General features: G+C 69.7%; 19 protein-coding genes. 7 read left to right on the top strand and 12 right to left on the bottom strand.

Going from position 1 to position 17,860, the window contains the following annotated elements:
• On the bottom strand, nucleotides 1–1,552 hold a 1,552-nt coding region (locus tag VME70_02945; protein HTW19152.1), incomplete at its 3' end, for a diguanylate cyclase.
• A gap of 179 nt (nucleotides 1,553–1,731) precedes the next feature.
• Here VME70_02945 and VME70_02940 point away from each other — a divergent pair.
• Nucleotides 1,732–1,932 carry a hypothetical protein gene (locus VME70_02940; GenBank protein ID HTW19151.1) on the top strand — a complete coding sequence of 67 codons (201 nt, stop codon included), beginning with the start codon at nucleotides 1,732–1,734 and terminating at the stop codon, nucleotides 1,930–1,932.
• A gap of 24 nt (nucleotides 1,933–1,956) precedes the next feature.
• On the top strand, nucleotides 1,957–2,466 hold the full coding sequence (locus VME70_02935) for a DUF664 domain-containing protein (protein HTW19150.1): 510 nt from the start codon (nucleotides 1,957–1,959) through the stop codon (nucleotides 2,464–2,466).
• Between the two features lie 95 nt (nucleotides 2,467–2,561).
• Here the strand turns inward: VME70_02935 and VME70_02930 are convergent, their stop codons facing one another.
• The 5 genes from VME70_02930 to VME70_02910 form a co-directional block, all read right to left on the bottom strand.
• Entirely contained in the window at nucleotides 2,562–3,353 is a 792-nt protein-coding gene (locus VME70_02930; protein HTW19149.1) for an ABC transporter permease, read from the bottom strand.
• On the bottom strand, nucleotides 3,353–4,264 hold the full coding sequence (locus VME70_02925; protein HTW19148.1) for an ABC transporter permease: 912 nt from the start codon (nucleotides 4,262–4,264) through the stop codon (nucleotides 3,353–3,355). Before VME70_02925 ends, VME70_02930 begins: the two co-directional genes overlap by 1 nt.
• A gap of 6 nt (nucleotides 4,265–4,270) precedes the next feature.
• A complete protein-coding gene (locus tag VME70_02920) occupies nucleotides 4,271–5,500 on the bottom strand; it encodes an ABC transporter substrate-binding protein (protein HTW19147.1) in 1,230 nt (409 codons plus the stop codon).
• Nucleotides 5,501–5,504: 4 nt separating this feature from the next.
• On the bottom strand, nucleotides 5,505–6,590 hold the full coding sequence (locus VME70_02915) for an ABC transporter ATP-binding protein (protein ID HTW19146.1): 1,086 nt from the start codon (nucleotides 6,588–6,590) through the stop codon (nucleotides 5,505–5,507).
• Between the two features lie 90 nt (nucleotides 6,591–6,680).
• A complete protein-coding gene (locus VME70_02910; protein HTW19145.1) occupies nucleotides 6,681–7,967 on the bottom strand; it encodes a DUF445 domain-containing protein in 1,287 nt (428 codons plus the stop codon).
• A 100-nt stretch (nucleotides 7,968–8,067) separates the two neighbouring features.
• Between VME70_02910 and VME70_02905 the strand changes: the two genes are divergently transcribed.
• The 3 genes from VME70_02905 to lon all read left to right on the top strand — a co-directional run bounded on the left by VME70_02905 (nucleotide 8,068) and on the right by lon (nucleotide 12,516).
• The gene (locus tag VME70_02905) at nucleotides 8,068–9,042 is read left to right on the top strand and encodes a Ku protein (GenBank protein HTW19144.1); all 975 of its coding nucleotides are present in this window, start codon (nucleotides 8,068–8,070) and stop codon (nucleotides 9,040–9,042) included.
• A 244-nt stretch (nucleotides 9,043–9,286) separates the two neighbouring features.
• Nucleotides 9,287–10,075 carry a GAF and ANTAR domain-containing protein gene (locus VME70_02900; GenBank protein HTW19143.1) on the top strand — a complete coding sequence of 263 codons (789 nt, stop codon included), beginning with the start codon at nucleotides 9,287–9,289 and terminating at the stop codon, nucleotides 10,073–10,075.
• A 71-nt stretch (nucleotides 10,076–10,146) separates the two neighbouring features.
• On the top strand, nucleotides 10,147–12,516 hold the full coding sequence (gene lon, locus VME70_02895) for an endopeptidase La (GenBank protein HTW19142.1): 2,370 nt from the start codon (nucleotides 10,147–10,149) through the stop codon (nucleotides 12,514–12,516).
• A 10-nt stretch (nucleotides 12,517–12,526) separates the two neighbouring features.
• On the opposite strand, the gene moaA is transcribed toward lon, so the two are convergent.
• From moaA to VME70_02880, 3 genes are read right to left on the bottom strand one after another with little or no spacing between them, the layout of a single operon-like run.
• Nucleotides 12,527–13,549 (bottom strand): GTP 3',8-cyclase MoaA, encoded by a 1,023-nt coding sequence (moaA, locus tag VME70_02890; protein HTW19141.1) that lies wholly within the window; start codon nucleotides 13,547–13,549, stop codon nucleotides 12,527–12,529.
• A 15-nt stretch (nucleotides 13,550–13,564) separates the two neighbouring features.
• A complete protein-coding gene (locus tag VME70_02885; protein ID HTW19140.1) occupies nucleotides 13,565–14,116 on the bottom strand; it encodes an NUDIX hydrolase in 552 nt (183 codons plus the stop codon).
• 4 nt (nucleotides 14,117–14,120) lie between these two features.
• Entirely contained in the window at nucleotides 14,121–14,834 is a 714-nt protein-coding gene (locus tag VME70_02880) for a glycosyltransferase family 2 protein (protein HTW19139.1), read from the bottom strand.
• A 71-nt stretch (nucleotides 14,835–14,905) separates the two neighbouring features.
• Between VME70_02880 and VME70_02875 the strand changes: the two genes are divergently transcribed.
• Together VME70_02875 and VME70_02870 are read left to right on the top strand one after the other, a co-directional pair.
• Complete coding sequence (locus VME70_02875) at nucleotides 14,906–15,793, top strand: sulfotransferase (GenBank protein HTW19138.1); 888 nt, start codon at nucleotides 14,906–14,908, stop codon at nucleotides 15,791–15,793.
• Between the two features lie 10 nt (nucleotides 15,794–15,803).
• Nucleotides 15,804–16,268 (top strand): SRPBCC family protein, encoded by a 465-nt coding sequence (locus tag VME70_02870; GenBank protein HTW19137.1) that lies wholly within the window; start codon nucleotides 15,804–15,806, stop codon nucleotides 16,266–16,268.
• 4 nt (nucleotides 16,269–16,272) lie between these two features.
• Here the strand turns inward: VME70_02870 and VME70_02865 are convergent, their stop codons facing one another.
• From VME70_02865 to VME70_02855, 3 genes are all read right to left on the bottom strand, one after another.
• The gene (locus tag VME70_02865) at nucleotides 16,273–17,187 is read right to left on the bottom strand and encodes a 1,4-dihydroxy-2-naphthoyl-CoA synthase (GenBank protein ID HTW19136.1); all 915 of its coding nucleotides are present in this window, start codon (nucleotides 17,185–17,187) and stop codon (nucleotides 16,273–16,275) included.
• Between the two features lie 63 nt (nucleotides 17,188–17,250).
• Entirely contained in the window at nucleotides 17,251–17,484 is a 234-nt protein-coding gene (locus VME70_02860) for a DUF2630 family protein (protein ID HTW19135.1), read from the bottom strand.
• Nucleotides 17,485–17,559: 75 nt separating this feature from the next.
• Nucleotides 17,560–17,860 (bottom strand): fibronectin type III domain-containing protein (locus VME70_02855; protein ID HTW19134.1); only part of this gene is annotated, 301 nt, incomplete at its 5' end.

The raw sequence follows: 17,860 nt of genomic DNA, 5'->3' as shown, positions 1-17,860 counted from the left end.
GTCCGAGCGAGGAGTACCCGGTGCCGAAGTCGTCGAGGGCGACGCGTACGCCGAGCGCCTTGAGGTCGGCGAGGACGGCGTGCGCGCGATCGCTGTCCTCGATCAGCGCGTGCTCGGTGATCTCCAGGATCAGGGCGCGGGGATCCATCCCGGTGTCGGAGAGGACGTCCTCGACGATCGCCACGAAGTCCTGGCTGAGCAGCTGGCGCGCCGACACGTTCACCGCGATGTCGACGCTCGCCGCCTGCTCGCGCAGCCATTGCGCCCGGTCGCGGCACCCGCGCTCGAGCACCCAGGTGCCGATCTCGGTGATCAGGCCGCTCTGCTCGGCGACCGCCACCATCGACATCGGGGCGACCCGGCCACGAACCGGGTCCTTCCAGCGCAGCAGCGCCTCGACCGCGCGGACCCGCCCGTCGGCGGCATGCACGATCGGCTGGTAGACGACGTCGAGCCGACCCTCACCGAAAGCCAGCCGCAAGTCCCGCTCGAGGCTGATCCGATCGGCGGTCTGCAGCGACTCCCGGAGATCGAACACGTGGTGCCCGGCCCCGCCGCGTCGCTTTGCCTGGTACATCGCGATGTCTGCGTCGACGAGCATCTGCTCGGTGATGTCCTGACCGGGTCCTGCGAACGCCATCCCGACGCTGGCGGTCACCGCGATCTCGACCCCGTCGAGCATGAAGGGGTTGCCGAACGACTCGCGGATGCGGGCAGCGAGCGACTCCGCGGCGCCCGCGTCCGTCAGGTCCTCGCAGAGGAAGACGAACTCGTCACCGGCAAAGCGGGCCAGGGTGTCACCGGGGCGCACGAGAGCACCCAGCCGACCGGCGACCGCCACCAGGAGGTCGTCGCCGACCTGGTGACCGTAGGTGTCGTTGATCGACTTGAACCGGTCCAGGTCGACGAACAGCACCGCCGCGTTGGTTCGCGAGCGACGGGCCCGGGCCGCCGCATGCTCGACCCGCTGGCGCAGCAACAGCCGGTTCGGCAGGCCGGTGAGCGCGTCATGCAGTGCCGTGTAGCGGAAGTAGTCCGAGGCAGCCCGCGCCTCGTCCCTTGCCTGCGCACTCAACAGGTACGCCGCGGCGACGTCGGCGAGGGTCTGCGCCGCACTCCGGTCCTCGGCGTCGAGCTCTCCCGGCACCTCGCGGTAGAGGGTGAGCGCGCCGAGCGCGACATCACTCTGGCAAAGCGGGAAGCTGAACACGGCCGCGCTCCCGGAGCCCAGTGCGGCAGCCGCCACCTCGGCGTACCGGTGTTCCGCGTGCAGGTCCGGGATCGAGACCACCCGGCCCGAGCGGAACGCCTCCACCGAAGGACCCTCGCCCGCACCCGCCTGCAGCATCTCGATCTGTGCCGCGAAGTCGGCCGAACCCGCGTGGTAGCGGGCGACGTCGTCCGAGAACACGGTGAGCCCCGCGGCCGAGACCGGAAGGACCTCGACGACGCGCTCGACGAGGTGGTCGAGGATTCGCTGGATCGGATAGTCGGCGGCAAGAGTCCGGGCGAAGTCGCGAAGGGCCGCGGAAAGGGCGTCTTGCTGGATCAAGCCACACATCCAAACACTGCGTTACACGGCCGCAGGGAAGTCCGGACGGGAGCGCGGAACGACACGCTCACGCTAACACCGCATACCCGCCGATTCGGGGCTCGACGAGTGAACCGGCGGTGCCGCGGGCAGAGTTCACCCAAACGGACTACGACGGGGGCTGACGAGACGGAGATCGCATGTTCCGCCTGTTGGGCTTGCTGCTTATCGTGTGGCTCGTGATCGGTGCGATCGCCGCCGGGCAGCGGCACTACTTCAGCAGCTCGGGGCCGACCTGCGCCCACGCCGGTACGACGGCGGTCACCATCCTCGCCGGCGTCCTCAACTACGCCGGCGCCAACCCGAAGGTGCACTGCCATGTCCCGCAACCGAGCAAGTGAGCGGCTTCAACGGAACCCGGACCGATGAGCGCGAGCGACGTACTGGTTGACGTGTTCGGCCGGATTCAGGAGCTCGTCGACCAGACCGTCGAGGGCTTGTCCGCCGAGCAGCTCGCCTATCGCGTCGACCGGCGGGCGAACTCGATCGCCTGGCTGGTCTGGCATCTGACCCGGATCCAGGACGACCACATCGCCCAGGCAGCGGGCGTCGAGCAGGTGTGGCACAGCGCCGGCTGGATGGACCGCTTCGGCCTGCCCTTCGACCGCGATGCGACCGGCTACGGGCAGAGCAGCGACGAGGTGGCCGAGGTGCGGCCGGCCTCGCCCGACCTGCTGACCGGCTATCACCACGCGGTGCACGACCAGACGGTCGGATTCGTCGCGACCCTCAGAGACAGCGAGCTCGCGCGAGTCGTCGACAAGCGCTGGGATCCGCCGGTGACGCTCGGAGTGCGGCTGGTCAGCGTGGTCTGCGACGACCTCGAGCACGTTGGTCAGGCCGCGTACGTGCGCGGGCTGACCGAGCGCAGGTGACCTGCCCCCGCCCGCCTGCTGCGTGATCTTGACGTTGGAGGCGCACAAACGCGAATTGTGCGCCTCCAACGTCAAGATCACAGAGAGAAGATGGGTCAGCGGTAGATGCCGGCGCGACCCGTCAGGCGCACGGAGATCGTCACCGGAATGACCGTCAGCACCAGCACCGCCATCACGACGACGTTGACCTCGGGCAGCTGCTGACCGAGCCGGATCGCACCGAAGATCCACAACGGCAGGGTGTTCTGCGCGCCGGCGGTGAAGGTCGTGACGATGACCTCGTCGAAGGACAGCGCGAAGGCCAGCAGCGCGCCGGAGACTACGGCGGTGGAGATCGTCGGCAGCGTCACGAACCGGAAGGTCTGCCACGGTCGCGCCCCGAGGTCCATCGAGGCCTCGACCAGTGACCCCGGCACGCGGCGCAGCCGCGCGATGACGTTGTTGTAGACGACGACGATGCAGAAGGTCGCGTGGCCGATGACGATGGTCATCAGGGAGAGGTCGATGCCGGCGAAGTTGAACGTCGAGTTCAGCGCGATGCCGGTCACGATCCCGGGCAGGGCGAGCGGAAGCACCAGCAGCAGCGACACCGCCTCGCGGCCGAAGAAGTGGAACCGGTGCACGCCGAACGCCGCCGCCGACCCCAGCACGACGGCGATCGCGGTGGCGCAGAGCCCGGCCTTCACCGACAGCCACAGGGCCGAGCGCACCTGCGGGTCGTGCCAGGCGACCGAGAACCACTTCGTGCTCAAGCCCGGGATCGGCCAGGCCTGCACGTTCGACTTGTTGAACGCGTAGAGGATGACGGTCGCGATCGGCATGAACAGGAAGAGCAGCACCAGCACGACCCACACCCGCAGCAGGACCGCACCCGCGCGCGAGCCCATCAGAACTCCCGGAACGCGCCGAGCAAGCGCGCGCCCACCAGGTAGATGATCATGATCACGATCGGAACCATCGCGAGCGTCGCCGCGAACGGCAGGTTGCCCGCGACGCCGATGTTCGAGTAGATGACGTTGCCGATGAACTGCGAACGCGCGCCGCCGATCAGGATCGGCGTGATGAAGTCGCCGAGGGTCAGCGCGAAGGTGAAGATCGACCCCGCGACGACGCCGGGCAGCGCGAGCGGCAGGATGACCCGCCACGTGGTCCGTGCGCCGCGCGCACCGAGGTCGGCGGAGGCCTCCAGCAGGCTGTTGGGGATCCGCTCGAGAGCGCCGAACACCGGAACGATCATGTACGGCAGCCAGATGTAGCTGAACACGATCCACATCGCGGTGTTCGTGTAGCCGAGGTGCGGGGAGCCGAGCCCGACCTTGGCGAAGGTCCAGTTGAGCACTCCCCCGTTCTGCAGGATGACGATCCACGCGTACACCCGGGCGAGGTAGCTCGCCCACAGCGGGAGCAGCACCGCGGCGAACAGCAGGTTGCGCACCCGCGGCGAGGCCAGCCGGGCCATGTAGAACGCGAACGGAAACGCGACGAGCACGTCGGTGATCGTGACCAGGGCCGCCATGCCGACGGTGCGCCCGATGATGTGCAGGTACGTCGAGGTGAAGATCTGCCGGAAGTTGGCCAGGTTCCAGCTATGGACGAGCGCATTCGTGAACGGGTTCACCGACCAGAACGCCGTGATCAACATGACCACGAGCGAGGCCAGGTAGATCACGAGGAACCAGACCAGCGGCGGTGACAGCGTCAGCGTCGCGCGCAGCCACGCGCGACGCCACAACGCCGCATCGATCCGGTGCCGGCCCCCCGACGCTGTCGTCGGACGGCCGGCCGCGAGCGTCGACAAGCCCGGTCAGCCCGTGATCTGCGTCCAGGCAGACTCCCACTTGATGTACGGCACGCAGTCGCTCTTGCCGTTGCCGCACTGGGCGAGCGGGGTCTTCCAGAACTTGATCGAGTTGAAGTAGGCCTCGGGTGCGTTCTCGTGGTACGCCGCACACGAGCCCTTCGACTCCTTGTTCATGTACGAGCAGGCGAGCTTGTTCGCGGGCGTCTCGCCGAAGTACACCGCCTGCTGAGCCTGCACCTTGGGGGTCGTCACCCACTGCATCCACTTGTACGCGCAGTTCGGGTCCGGCGCGTTGGTCGCGAGCATCCAGGTGTCCGCCCAGCCGGTTGCGCCCTCCTGCGGAATGGTGTCGGCGACCGGGGCGTGTGCAGCCTGAAGGGTGTTCGTCTGGTACGGCCAGGCCGCGCCGGCGATCGTCGTACCGCTCTGGAACAGCGTGATCTCCTGCGACGCCAGGTCCCAGTACTTCTTGATCAGCGGCTGCTGCCGCTTCAGCAGCGCGACGGTGGCGTTGAACTGCGGCTGGGTCAGCTCGTAAGGGTCAGTGATCCCGAGCGAGGGCTGCGCCTTCGACAGGTACAACGCCGCGTCCGCGATCTGGATCGGGTTGTCGGGGACGGTGAGCTTGCCCTTGTACTTCGGGTTGTAGAGCACCGACCACGACGTGGGTGCAGTCGGGAAGTCCTTCGTGTTGTAGAGCAACACGTTCGGCCCGAACTCGTACGACGTCCCGTAGTGCTTTCCGTCGATCGTGTTGAACGGCGGGTTCTGCAGGAACGGGTGGAAGTTCTTCCACTGCGGGATCAGGTTGATGTTGATCGGGCGCACGTCGCCGCCGTAGATCAGCCGAAGGTCGGCGTCGCCGGATGCGGACACGAGGTCGTACTGCCCGCCGCCGCCGTGCGCCATCAGCGAGACCATCTCGTTGGACGAGCCGGCGTACTTGGCGTTGACCTGGCAGCCGGTGGCGGTCTCGAACGGCTTGACCCACTGCGGCTGGGCGTATCCCTCCCAGGCGACGATGTTGAGCTTGCCCTCGGTCTTGCCGACCGATGTCGGGACCGCGTCGTTGGCGGTCGGGATGGTCAGCCCCGACGTCCCGCCACCGCCGGATCCCGGCGAGCCACCCCCACCACCCGAGCTGCTAGAGCCGCACGCGGCGACCAGCAGGGCCATCGCGGCAGCTGCAGCCGCGAGGCCGTACCTGTTGAGACTTCGCCGCTCGCGCCTCATCTGATCACCCTCCCTGTCGGTCGGCCGTCACTGCAGACGGCTCGATGTCATGCGCCTGATCGATCCGCCAGACGGCAACGACGTGCCTGCCGCGGTGGTCGTCCTTGCCGAGCGAGGAGCGCTCGAGGTTGGACCGGACGGCGATCAGCGAACCGCCTCGATCCAACGCAACCGTGTAGCGGGTCATCATGCCGAGGAACACGGTGTCCGTGATGACGCCGGGCTCGGCGACACTGCCGGCCGGCGCGGCGCTGCCGGCCGGCAACAGCTCGATGCGCTCCGGGCGGATCGACAGGTGCCGGCCGTCGCGGTCGATGAGGTTGGAGACACCGACGAAAGCCGCGACGAAGCCGGTCGTGGGCTCGTCGTAGATCTCCTGCGGGTCCCCGATCTGCTCGATCCGCCCGTTGTTGAACACGGCCACCCGGTCGCTCATCGTGAGCGCCTCTTCCTGGTCATGCGTCACGTAGACGAAGGTGATGCCCACCTCGCGCTGGATCCGCTTGAGCTCGATCTGCATCCCCTGCCGCAGCTTGAGGTCGAGGGCGCCAAGCGGCTCGTCGAGCAGCAGCACCGCCGGCTCGTTGACGATCGCCCTGGCCAGCGCGACGCGCTGGCGCTGGCCGCCGGACAGCTGAGCCGGCTTGCGGCTGCCGAGGCCTTCCAGCCCGACCATCGCGAGCACGGTCGCGGTCCGCTGGCGGCGATCGGTGCGGTCGACCCGGTGCACTCGCAGGCCGTACTCCACGTTCTGCTCCACCGACATGTGCGGAAACAGGGCGTAGTCCTGGAAGACGGTGTTGACGTCCCGGTCGTACGGCGGCCGGCGGGTGACGTCCGCGCCGGCCAGCTCGACCGTTCCGCTGTCCGGTCGCTCGAAGCCGGCGATCACCCGCAGCATCGTGGTCTTGCCCGACCCGGACGGACCGAGCATCGTGAAGAACTCGCCCCGCTCGACGGTGAGGTCGACGCCGTCGAGCGCGGTCACGTCGCCGTAGGACTTGCGGACGCCGGTCAGGCGGATCGCCGGGGTCGCGGTTGCGGCCGCCGCGCCGCCGCCCACGGTCGACTCACCCGTCCCGACAACCACCGACGAATCCTATGGCGTGACCCATCGGCGTCAACGGAAACCCGCGAGCCGTCATCGGAATGCAACGGATTCCGTCGTCAGATGCGGCGATCAGTGCGCAGCCACCGTCACGGCGTGGATCGCGAGCCCCGCCAGCGCCCCGACCACCGTGCCGTTGATCCGGATGAACTGCAGGTCGCGGCCGACCGCCAGCTCGATCCGGCGCGCGGCCGCGTCCGGGTTCCAGCCCGCGACGGTTCGCTCGATCAGCGTCGTGAGCTCATCGCCGTACTCGCGAACCGCGTGCACCAGGCCCCGGCGCAACCAGCCCTCGATCGTCGCCTCGAGCTCCGGGTCCTCCACCACGCGCCGGCCGACGTCCTGGATGAACCGCGAGAGCCGCGGGATCAGGCCGCTTCCCGCATCCTCCAGCGACGCCCGCAACGAGTCGGTGGCCTCTTCGACGAAACGGCGGAGCGGAACCCGGAAGCGCTCGTCCTCGAACAACCTGCGTACGGCGATGTCGACCCGCGCCGCCACGGCCGGCGTGTTCTCGAGGTCGCCCGCGAAGCTGCGCAGCAGGTCGTCGAGCCAGCGGCGGATCTCGTGATCGGGATCGTTGCCGATGGCCTCGAGCTCGTGCAGGGCGAAGTCGATCAGCCGGTCCACTCGCCGGTCGGTCATGAACAACCAGGCCAGGACGCTCTTCGACTCGAGGTAGGCCTTGATCTGCGGCCGCAGCTCGACCCGGTGCAGCGTGAGGTAACGATGCGCACGTGCCGCGAGCAGGTCGACCAGCGGGCGCTGCGCATCGCCCTGCACGGCGCGGGCGAGCAGCTGGCCGAGCACGGGGGCGTACGAGCGGCGGGCGGCATCCCGGCGGGCGACCGCGAGGACATAGTCGAAGACCGCGTCCTCGTCGAGCGCATCGAGGGCGACGGCGAGCACTCGCGCCGCCTCGGCGGCGAGCGCGTCCGCGCTGGCCGGCTCGCGCAGGAACGTGGCGATCCGCGCGACGAGATGTGCCTCGTCGAGATGACCCGCCAGCACGTCAGGGGTCAGGAAGTTGGTGGTGACGAACTGGCCGAGCTTGGTCGCGATGTCGTCCTTGTTCTCCGGGATGATCGCGGTGTGCGGGATCGGCAGCCGCAACGGGTGCCGGAACAGCGCCGTGACGGCGAACCAGTCGGCCAGGCCCCCGACCATCGCAGCCTCTGCCGCTGCGCGGACGAACCCGATCACTCCCGACCCGCCGGAGGAGTCGAGGTAGGTCGCGGCGTACCCGAGCGCGGCGACCACGAGGAACCCGGTCGCCGTCAGCTTCATCCGCCGCAAGCGGGCGCGAGCCGGCGCCGAGGGTGGGATCGGGGCGAGCAGCGGTCCCGGTTCGGGCGACATCACCCATGAGGCTCGCATGAGAGACTTGATCAGGGGTTACAAGCCCCGACAACCTTGGGAAAACCGACCCTGCGGAAATCCCCGCCGACGGGAGGTCGTCATGGCCCGCGCGCTGTGGACCGGCTTCGTGAGCTTCGGGCTCGTGAGCGTGCCGGTCGGAATGTTCCGGGCCACGGAGGACCAGACGTTCCACTTCAACCAGATCCACAAGGGCACGTCACACCGCATCCGGTACAAGAAGGTCGACGAGGTCACCGGAGAGGAAGTGCCGGCCGAGGAGATCGTGAACGGCTACGACCCCGGCGACGGCCAGTACGTCATCGTCACCAAGGAAGAGCTCAAGGCCGCCGCGCCGGGCCGGTCGGAGCTGATCGAGATCAGTGACTTCGTCGACCTGAGCAGCATCGACCCGATCTACTTCCGGTCGTCGTACTACCTCGCGCCGCGCGGCAAGGGGGCGGACCGCGCGTACTCCTTGCTCCGGCAGGCGATGCAGGAGACCAACAAGATCGCGATCGCCACCCTGGTCCTGCGGGACAAGGAGCACCTGGTCGCGATCCGGCCGGGCGAGCAGGCCCTCGTGCTCGAGACGATGTTCTTCCCCGCCGAGATCCGCTCTGCCGCCGAGGAGCTCGACAGCCTGCCGCAGGAGGTGACCTTCGAGGGTCGCGAGCTCGATGTCGCGAAGACGCTGGTCAACTCGCTCAGTGTCGACTGGGAGCCCGACCGTTACGAGAACACCTATCGAGCGCGGGTCGAGGACCTGATCGAGACCAAGCGCAAGGGCAACGCCGTGGTCGCCAAGGCGGAGTCGCGGCCGAAGACCAACGTCGTCGACCTGATGTCGGCGCTCGAGGCATCCGTCGCCCGGGCGAAGGACGGTGGCAGCAAGACAGCGGCACAGGGGGACGAGCCGGATCTCGCCGAGCTGACCAAGCCCGAGCTGCTCGCACTCGCCGCGGACTACGACATCTCCGGGCGCTCGGGAATGAGCAAAGCCGACCTGGTGGCGGCGCTCGCCGCGGCCGGCGCGACCACGAAGCGCAATCGGCGCAAGGCCAGCGCGACCGCATAGCTCGAGGCGGGACCCTTGCGCGGGCGGGCCGTGCCGCGCGACAATACGCCCGATTTATGCATTGAAAGCGCAATCGAACCTGAATGCCCGTGCGTGCTGTTGATCTCCTCCATAAGCGTTGAGCGACGGATGTCGTTCCTGGATGCATACTGACCCCGAGCCGACCTCTCCTGACCCCCGGAGGCAACTCAACGAGCCGATAGTCATCGAACGCGGGACCGGATCTGACCATGAACGGCACCGAATGAGTGAGCAGCTGGGGGGCGCGCAAGCCGCGAGCGGCGCCGGGGGCCACGGGGATGCGGTCATGGACACACTGCTGCGCCTGTCCGACTCCTCGGTCGACGACTACGACGTCGTCGGCCAGCTCCGCCTGCTGGCCGACGGCGGTGTTCGCCTGGTCGGCGGCGCCGCCGCGGTCGTGTTCCTCGGCGACCAGAACGGCAACCTCGCGGTCGCGGCGAGCACCAGCGAACCCGCACGGCTGCTCGCCATCGCCGAGCTCCAGCACGAGCAGGGACCGGGCGTCGCGAGCCTGGACTCCGGGCCTCCGGTCGTGGCCGGCGACCTCGCCGCGAGCCGGGCGATCTGGCCGCAGTACGTTCCCGCCGCCCGGGCCGCGGGCTTTCGCGCCGGGCTCGCCGTGCCGCTGCGCCGCCGGGACGAGCAGATCGGCGCACTCGAGGTGCTCTACGAGACGCCGCAACAGATCGACCTGACCCGCCAGCAGCTCGCGGCCGCCCTCGCAGCGGCAGCGGCGATCGGCATTCTGAGCCGGCGGCGGGCGCAGCAGGACCACATGCTCGCCGAGCAGCTCCAGCACGCCCTGAACAGCCGGGTGCTCATCGAGCAGGCCAAGGGCATCATCGCGGAGCGCCACCGGCTGGGGATGGACGGCGCGTTCGAGTCGCTGCGCCACCATGCCCGCAGTCACAACAGCAAGCTGAACGACATCGCCGCGCGGGTCGTCGCCGGCCAGCTGGATGTCCCGCCGGCGGTGCCGCGCCAGGCTCGCCCGCCGGCCCCGAGCTGAGCGCCGGAAACAAACCCGCCTGCTCCGGGGTTGAGCCCTTTGCACTCAATTTCTCCGGACAGAGGTAACCCATGACGGACCAGGTGACCCTGCCGGTGCTGCCGCTCGAGGACCTCGTGGTCCTGCCGGGAATGGTGGTGCCGGTTCGGCTCGATCACCCCGAGATCCGGGCCGCGATCGATGCGGCCCGCGCCGCCCGCGACCCGGGCGAGGACAGTGGCGGGCAGGTGCTGCTCGTCCCGCGCCCGAACGGCAGCTACGCCGGCGTCGGCACCGTTGCGACGATCGAGCAGATCGGGCGGCTGCCGGGCGGTGACACCGTCGCTGTACTGCGCGGCGTCGACCGCGTGCGGATCGGCACCGGCGCGACCGGTCCTGGTGCCGCGCTGTGGGTGCAGGCCGAGATCCAGGTCGAGCCCGAGGCCGGTCCCCGTGCGAGCGAGCTCGCCCGGGAGTACAAGTCCCTCGCGACCGCGATCCTGCAGCAACGCGGCGGCTGGCAGTACGTTGACTCGATCCAGTCGATGACCGATCCCTCCGCGCTCGCCGACCTCGCCGGCTACGCGCCTTACCTGACGAACGAGCAGAAGATCTGGCTGCTCGAAACCGTCGATGTCACCGAGCGGCTCGAGCGGCTGGTCACCTGGAGCCGCGAGCACCTCGCAGAGCTCGACGTCGCGGAGACCATCCGCAAGGACGTGCAGGAGGGCATGGACCGCCAGCAGCGCGAGTTCCTGCTCCGCCAGCAGCTCGCCGCGGTCCGCAAGGAGCTCAACGAGTTGTCCGGGTCGCCGGAGACGGAGGAGCAGGACTACCGCGCCCGGGTCGAGGCAGCCGACCTGCCCGAAGCCGCGCGCAAGGCTGCCCTCGCCGAGGTGGACAAGCTCGAGCGCACCTCGGAGCAGTCGCCTGAGATCGGCTGGATCCGTACCTGGCTGGACACCGTTCTCGAGCTGCCGTGGAACGAGCGGACCGAGGACGCCTACGACATCGCCGGCGCGCGTGCCGTGCTCGACGCCGACCACGCCGGCATGGACGACGTCAAGGAGCGGATCGTCGAGTACCTCGCGGTCCGCCGGCGCCGGGCCGATCGCGGCCTCGGCGTGGTCGGCGGCCGGCGCAGCGGCGCGGTCCTGGCGCTCGTCGGACCGCCCGGCGTCGGCAAGACGTCGCTGGGTGAGTCGGTCGCGCGCGCCATGGGACGGAAGTTCGTGCGGGTCGCGCTCGGAGGCATTCGCGACGAGGCGGAGATCCGCGGCCACCGCAAGACCTACGTCGGTGCGATGCCTGGCCGGATCGTCCGGGCGATGAAGGAAGCCGGCTCGATGAACCCGGTCATGCTGCTCGACGAGGTCGACAAAGTCGGCGCCGACTACCGCGGCGACCCGACGGCCGCCCTGCTCGAGGTGCTCGACCCGGCGCAGAACCACACCTTCCGCGACCACTACCTCGAGATCGAGCTCGACCTGTCCGACGTGCTGTTCCTCGCGACGGCGAACGTCATCGAGGCGATCCCGCCGGCGCTGCTCGACCGGATGGAGGTCATCCGGCTCGACGGATACACCGAGGACGAGAAGCTCGTCATCGGCCGCGACCACCTGCTCCCGCGCCAGCTCGACCGGGCCGGCCTGACGGCCGACGACGTCGCGATCGACGACGACGCGATCCGCCGGCTCGCGGTCGAGTACACCCGCGAGGCAGGCGTCCGGGACCTCGAGCGGATGCTGGCCCGAATCCTGCGCAAGGTGGCCGCGAACGCCGCGCTGGACGACAGCGCCGTACCTGCAACGATCGGCGCCGGAGACCTGGTCGACTACGTCGGCCGGCCGCGGCATCTGCCCGAGTCGGCCGAACGCACGGCACTGCCGGGCGTGGCGACCGGGCTCGCGGTGACCGGCGCCGGCGGGGACGTGCTGTTCGTCGAGGCCTCGCTCGCCGACATCGACACCGGTTCGTCCGGCGTGACGATCACCGGCCAGCTCGGTGAGGTCATGAAGGAGTCGGCACAGATCGCCCTCGCGTTCCTCCGGGCCAACGGCAGCGAGCTCGATCTCCCTACCGGCGAGCTCAAGGACCGCGGCGTGCACCTGCACGTGCCCGCGGGCGCGGTGCCCAAGGACGGGCCGAGTGCCGGCGTCACGATGACGACCGCGCTCGCGTCGCTGCTGTCCGGGCGGCCGGTCCGCTCAGACGTTGCGATGACCGGCGAGGTATCGCTGACCGGGCGGGTGCTTCCGATCGGCGGGGTGAAGCAGAAGCTGCTCGCCGCGCATCGCGCGGGCATCACGACCGTGCTGATTCCCGTGCGCAACGAACCCGACCTCGACGACGTGCCGGAGCAGGTGCGTACGGCGCTGACGATCATCCCGGTCTCCGACGTGCGCGAGGTGCTCGGAATCGCGCTCGAGCCCGCGATCGTCACAACCGGCGCGGCCGCCTGACCCGGGTGGCTCAGCCGCCGAGGTAGGACATCTCCGCCTTGGGCAACTCGGTGGCGGCGGCGCTGCGCAGCTCCGAGTAGCGGTCGTCGCGGTCCACCCAGACACCGGCGATCATCGCACTGATCTCCTCGTCGCCCGCACCGGAGCGCAGCAGCGCCCGGAGGTCGCGGCCGTGCTCGGCGAACAGGCAGGTGAACAGCTCACCGGTCACCGTGACGCGGGCTCGGGTGCAGTCCGTGCAGAACGGCGCGGTCACGGAGGCGATCACACCGATCTCGCCCTGCCCATCGGCGTACCGCCATCGCCGCGCGACCTCCCCACGGGTAGCCGGCGCGACCGGCTCGAGCGGGTGGGCGGCATCGATCCGGTCGACGATCTCGGCGGATGGAACGACCTGGTCACGCACCCAGCCGTTCGACGTCCCGACGTCCATGTACTCGATGAAGCGGAGCACATGGCCGTGCTCGCGGGCGTAGTCGACGAGGTCGAGCAGACCCGCGTCGTTGACCCCGCGCTGCACGACGGTGTTGAGCTTCACCGGCGTCAGCCCGGCCGTCCTTGCGGCGGCGATGCCGTCGAGCACCGTCGCGAGCGGCAGCCGGGTGTCGGCCATCCGGGCGAAGACATCGGGGTCCAGGCTGTCCAGGCTGACGGTGACGCGGGACAGGCCGGCCGCTCGCAGCGCCTCCGCTCGGCGCGCGAGCAACGAACCATTCGTCGTCATCGCGACGTCGTCGATCCCCGGAGTCCCGGCGATCATCCGCACGAGGGCATCGATGTCGCGGCGCAGCAACGGCTCGCCCCCCGTGAGCCGAACCTTGCCGACCCCGAGGCCGGCGAAGATCCGGACCAGCCGGGCAAGCTCCTCGTAGCTGAGCACGTCCGAGCGCGGCGAGAACGGGTGATCCGGCCCGAAGATCTCGCGCGGCATGCAGTACGGGCAGCGGAAGTTGCAGCGATCGGTCACCGAGAGCCGCAGATCGCGCACCGGACGGTTCAGCCGGTCGCGCGGCCCGATCCCGTCCGACGCCATGCCACGAGCGTATGCCTAGGCACCGTCGCCGGCCGCCGCCCGCGTGCTGGCGAACGCGATCTCGGGCAGGTCGTCCAACGGGAAGAACCCCACCTCCGTCGCGTCGTCGCCCGGCATCAGCTGCCCGCCCACGATGGTCGCCGCGAAGGCGAGAAAGAAGCTGACCCCGCTGCCGGGCTCGCCCGGATAGACGTCGATGACCCGGCCCACGGCGACGTCGAGCCCGGTTTCCTCGACCGCCTCTCGGCGGGCCGCCTCGCGTGGGCTCTCCGCGGCGTCCAGGAAGCCGGCCGGCAGCGCCCACTTCCCGATCGCCGGATCGACGCCCCGTCGGACGAGCAACAGTCGACCTTCCTCGTCATGGACGACGACGCCGACCCCCACCTTCGGGTCCCGGAAGTGCGACCGCCCGCAGCCGCTGCAGACCTGCGGCCGGCCCGGACCGGCCGGCGGTTCGAGCGGCGCGCCGCAGGACGAGCAGAACCCGGCGGCATCGCGCCCGCGATCGTCATGGGCATGTGAATCGCGGTCATGTGAATGAGAGTGTTCGCCGGCGCGGTCGGTCATCCACTCACCGAACCCGGTAGACCCGCCGGGCGGCGAGCGCCAGCCAGACGTCGCGGTACTGCCGGGCCCGGTGCAGTTGATCGTTCCAGCCGGTGCCGGTCACCCGGTGCCGAAACGGGACCGAGCACTCCAGCACCCGCGCGCGGTTGCGCAACGCATCGATGGTCAGACCGGTTTCCACGCCGAAGCCGCGGGCGAGCGGCTGCACGGCGTCGAACAGCTCCCGCGTCATGCAGCGCTGCCCGGAGAGGGGGGCGGTCGCGGTCCACCCGGTCGCCTGCCGGATCCCGGAGCGCGCGAGTGCGAGCACGAAGCCGTGCCCGCCGCCCGCTCCGGTCGCCGATAGGACCGCGATGGTCAGGTCGGCGGCACCCTCGAGCACGGGCTCGGCAAGCGGTCCCGCCTCGGCAGCCGAGTCCTCGAGGTCGGCGTCGAGGAACAGCAGCGGCGCATGCCCGAAGCCGGCGCGATCCGCCGCCCGCGCACCCGTCGTCATTGCGGCCCCCTTGCCGCGTCGACGCGGATGCCGGACGACCTGCGCACCGGCGGCAGTCGCTCGAGCACCCGTCTCGTCACGCGAGCCGTCGTCCGCGACGATGACCGCGCGCGCCGATGCCAGCGTTCGCGCGGCCTGCACCGTCGACCCGATGCGCTGCTCCTCATCATGGGCGGGGATGATGACGACCACGCCCGCCGCAGCGCTCGGTGGGCCAGCCATGGATTCACCCTGCCACAGACCGTTCATGGCACCGAGTCGATCGCGGAGTGTGACCGTTGCCGAGCAGGTCCTTGCCGAACTTCATCATCGTGGGAGTCAGCCGGGCCGGCACGACGAGCGTGTTCAATGCGCTGTCCGCGCATCCGCAGATCTGCCCGTCGACGACCAAGGAGACTCGCTACTTCCAGCCGGTCCGCTACGGCGAGCCACTCGCGCCGATCGCCGAGTACCAGAGCTTCTTCCGCCGGTACGCCGGCCAGCCCGTGACCATGGAATGCACGCCGGACTACTTCTACGGCGGCGCGGCGACCGCGAAGGCGATCAAGGACATCTGCGACCCGCGCATCACGATCATCCTCCGCGAGCCGATCAGCCGGCTGGTGTCGTTCTACCGGTTCATGCAGGCACGCCTGCAGATCCCCGCCGAGATGAGCCTTTCGGCGTACGTCGACCGGTGCCAGACCTTCACCGACGCGGAGATGAACCAGCGGGCGAACAACGTCTACACCGGGCTGTGGACCGGGCAGTACGCGCGGTTCCTGCCCGCGTGGCTCGCGGCGTACCGCGAGCGCTGTGACGTCTTCTTCTTCGATGACCTCGTCGCCGACCCCGATCGGCTGCTCGCCGAGCAGTGCGAGCGGCTCGGCATCGATCCGGACGCAGTGCACGTCATCGGAGACCTCGACAACACCTCCGACGGCTTCCGCAGCCGGGCGGCCCAGCGCGTCGCGGCCCGGGCGGCGCGGCACTCCCGAGCACTGTTCCGCCGCTACCCCGCGCTCTACACCCACGGCCGCCGCGCCTACGAGGCCATGAACCAGCGCGCGACCGAACCGGAGCCGGTGCCGGCGGCGCTGCTGCGCGAGATCACCGCGATCTACCAGCCGTGGAACGACCTGCTCGGCCAGCAGCTCGCCGACGCCGGGGTGGATCGCATTCCCGACTGGGTCAACCGGTAGCGTCGCCGCGATGTCCGACTCGATGAACACCGCCTCGGTCGAGCGCGTGATCCCGGCCCCGGCGGAGCAGATCTTCGCCCTGCTCGCCGACCCGCAGCGGCATCACGAGTTCGACGGCAGCGGCACCGTGCGGAACGCGAAGCAGCTACCGGAGCGGCTCGCGCTCGGGTCGCAGTTCGGCATGTCGATGCATCTTGGCCTGCCGTACTCGATGGTGAGCACCGTGGTCGAGTTCGACCCGCCGCACCGCATCGCCTGGCAGACCTGGGCTCCCGGCCCGATCCGTTACCTGGTCGGCGGGCGGATCTGGCGCTACGAGCTCGAGCCGGCCAACGGCGGGACGCTGGTCCGCGAGTCGTGGGACATCTCCCACGAGCGATTCCGTGCGGCGGTCCTGCCGGCCCGGCAGAAGACGATCGAGGCGATGACGAAAACCCTGGAACGGATCGAGGCAGTGCTCGCCGAGCACCCCTAGGAGCTCAGAAGTACCAGGGGTAGCCGGACCAGTCGGGGTCCCGCCGCTCGAGGAACGCGTCGCGGCCTTCGGCCGCCTCGTCCGTCATGTACCCGAGCCGGGTCGCCTCGCCCGCGAACAGCTGCTGGCCGACCAGGCCGTCGTCGATCGCGTTCATCGCGTACTTCAGCATCCGGACCGCCATCGGGCTCATCGCGTTGACCTTCGCCGCCCAGTCGAGCGCGGTCCGCTCGAGGTCGGCGTGGGCGACGACGGCGTTCACCGTGCCCATCCGATGCCCGGCCTCGGCGTCGTACTCCGCACCCAGGAAGAAGATCTCTCGGGCGAACTTCTGCCCCACCTGACGGGCGAGGTACGCCGAGCCGTAGCCGGCGTCGAAGCTCGCGACCTTCGCATCGGTCTGCTTGAACCGCGCATGCTCGCGGCTGGCGATGGTGAGGTCGCACACGACATGCAGGCTGTGGCCGCCGCCGGCCGCCCAGCCGGGCACCACCGCAATGACCACCTTCGGCATGAAGCGGATCAGCCGCTGCACCTCGAGGATGTGCAGCCGCCCCGCGCGGGCCGGGTCGATGGTCGCGGCAGTGTCACCATCGGCGTACCGGTAACCGTCCCTGCCGCGGATCCGCTGGTCGCCGCCGGAACAGAATGCCCACACCCCGTCCTTCGGCGAGGGACCGTTGCCGGTGAGCAGCACGCAACCGACGTCGGGACTCTGCCGCGCGTGCTCCAGCGCGGCATAGAGCTCGTCCACGGTCGAGGGCCGGAACGCGTTGCGCACCTCGGGGCGGTCGAAGGCGACCCTGACCGTTCCGGACTCCCGGGCGCGGTGATAGGTGATGTCGCTGAAGTCGAAGCCGGGCACGCGGTCCCAGGCCGAGGTGTCGAACAGCGGCCCTGGGTCACGACGCGAGGTCACCCAGTGATCCTAGGAAAACGCGGCAGAAGGCGAACTGCCGCTGACGGCAACGCCCTCGACCGGCTACTGCAGGTACCCCTCGACCTCGCCGATCGGACGCGCCGAGGCTCCGGCAGGGTCCTCACCGGCGTTGCGCAGGGCAGCGCGCTGCCGAAGCAGATCCCAGCACTGGTCGAGTGAGGTCTCGATCCGGTTCAGCTCGGCGAGCTGGTCGACGCTGTGGGCACTCTGGGAGCGCAGGTGGTGCTCCTGCTCGACCAGCTTGGTGATCGTCTCGTGGATCTGATCGTCGTCCATGGGGCAACGCTACCCAGCACGGGGAGCGACCCGGTCCGCGGTCCGACCGCAACCCCGCTGTGGCCAGTAGCGGCGTCAGGCTCCGACGTGGATCAGGTGAGTGTGCGGTGCCAACCCGGGAAGGCTACGACCGCGTTTGGTGACCGCCCAGACCGTGATCCGGTACGTCCACCCCGCGCGCAGGCCGTGCAGGGTGGCTGCACGAGCCGCCCCGGTCTTGGTGTCGACGATGACCGCCGGCGGCGTCTTGCGGTGCTTGATGTCGCCCTCGGGAATGGCCGCCGCGCGGACCCGGTACGACCGGATCCGGCTGCCGCCGTCCGACAGTGGTGCCCTCCACCGGACGTGAAGCGCGGTCAGATGGCTCTTTGCGCGC

The sequence above is a fragment of the Mycobacteriales bacterium genome (assembly GCA_035504215.1).
In the GTDB taxonomy this organism is placed as follows: Bacteria; Actinomycetota; Actinomycetes; order JAFAQI01; family JAFAQI01; genus DATAUK01.
Note: the sequence above shows the minus strand (reverse complement) of the source record. Positions and strands in the feature narration are given on the sequence as shown.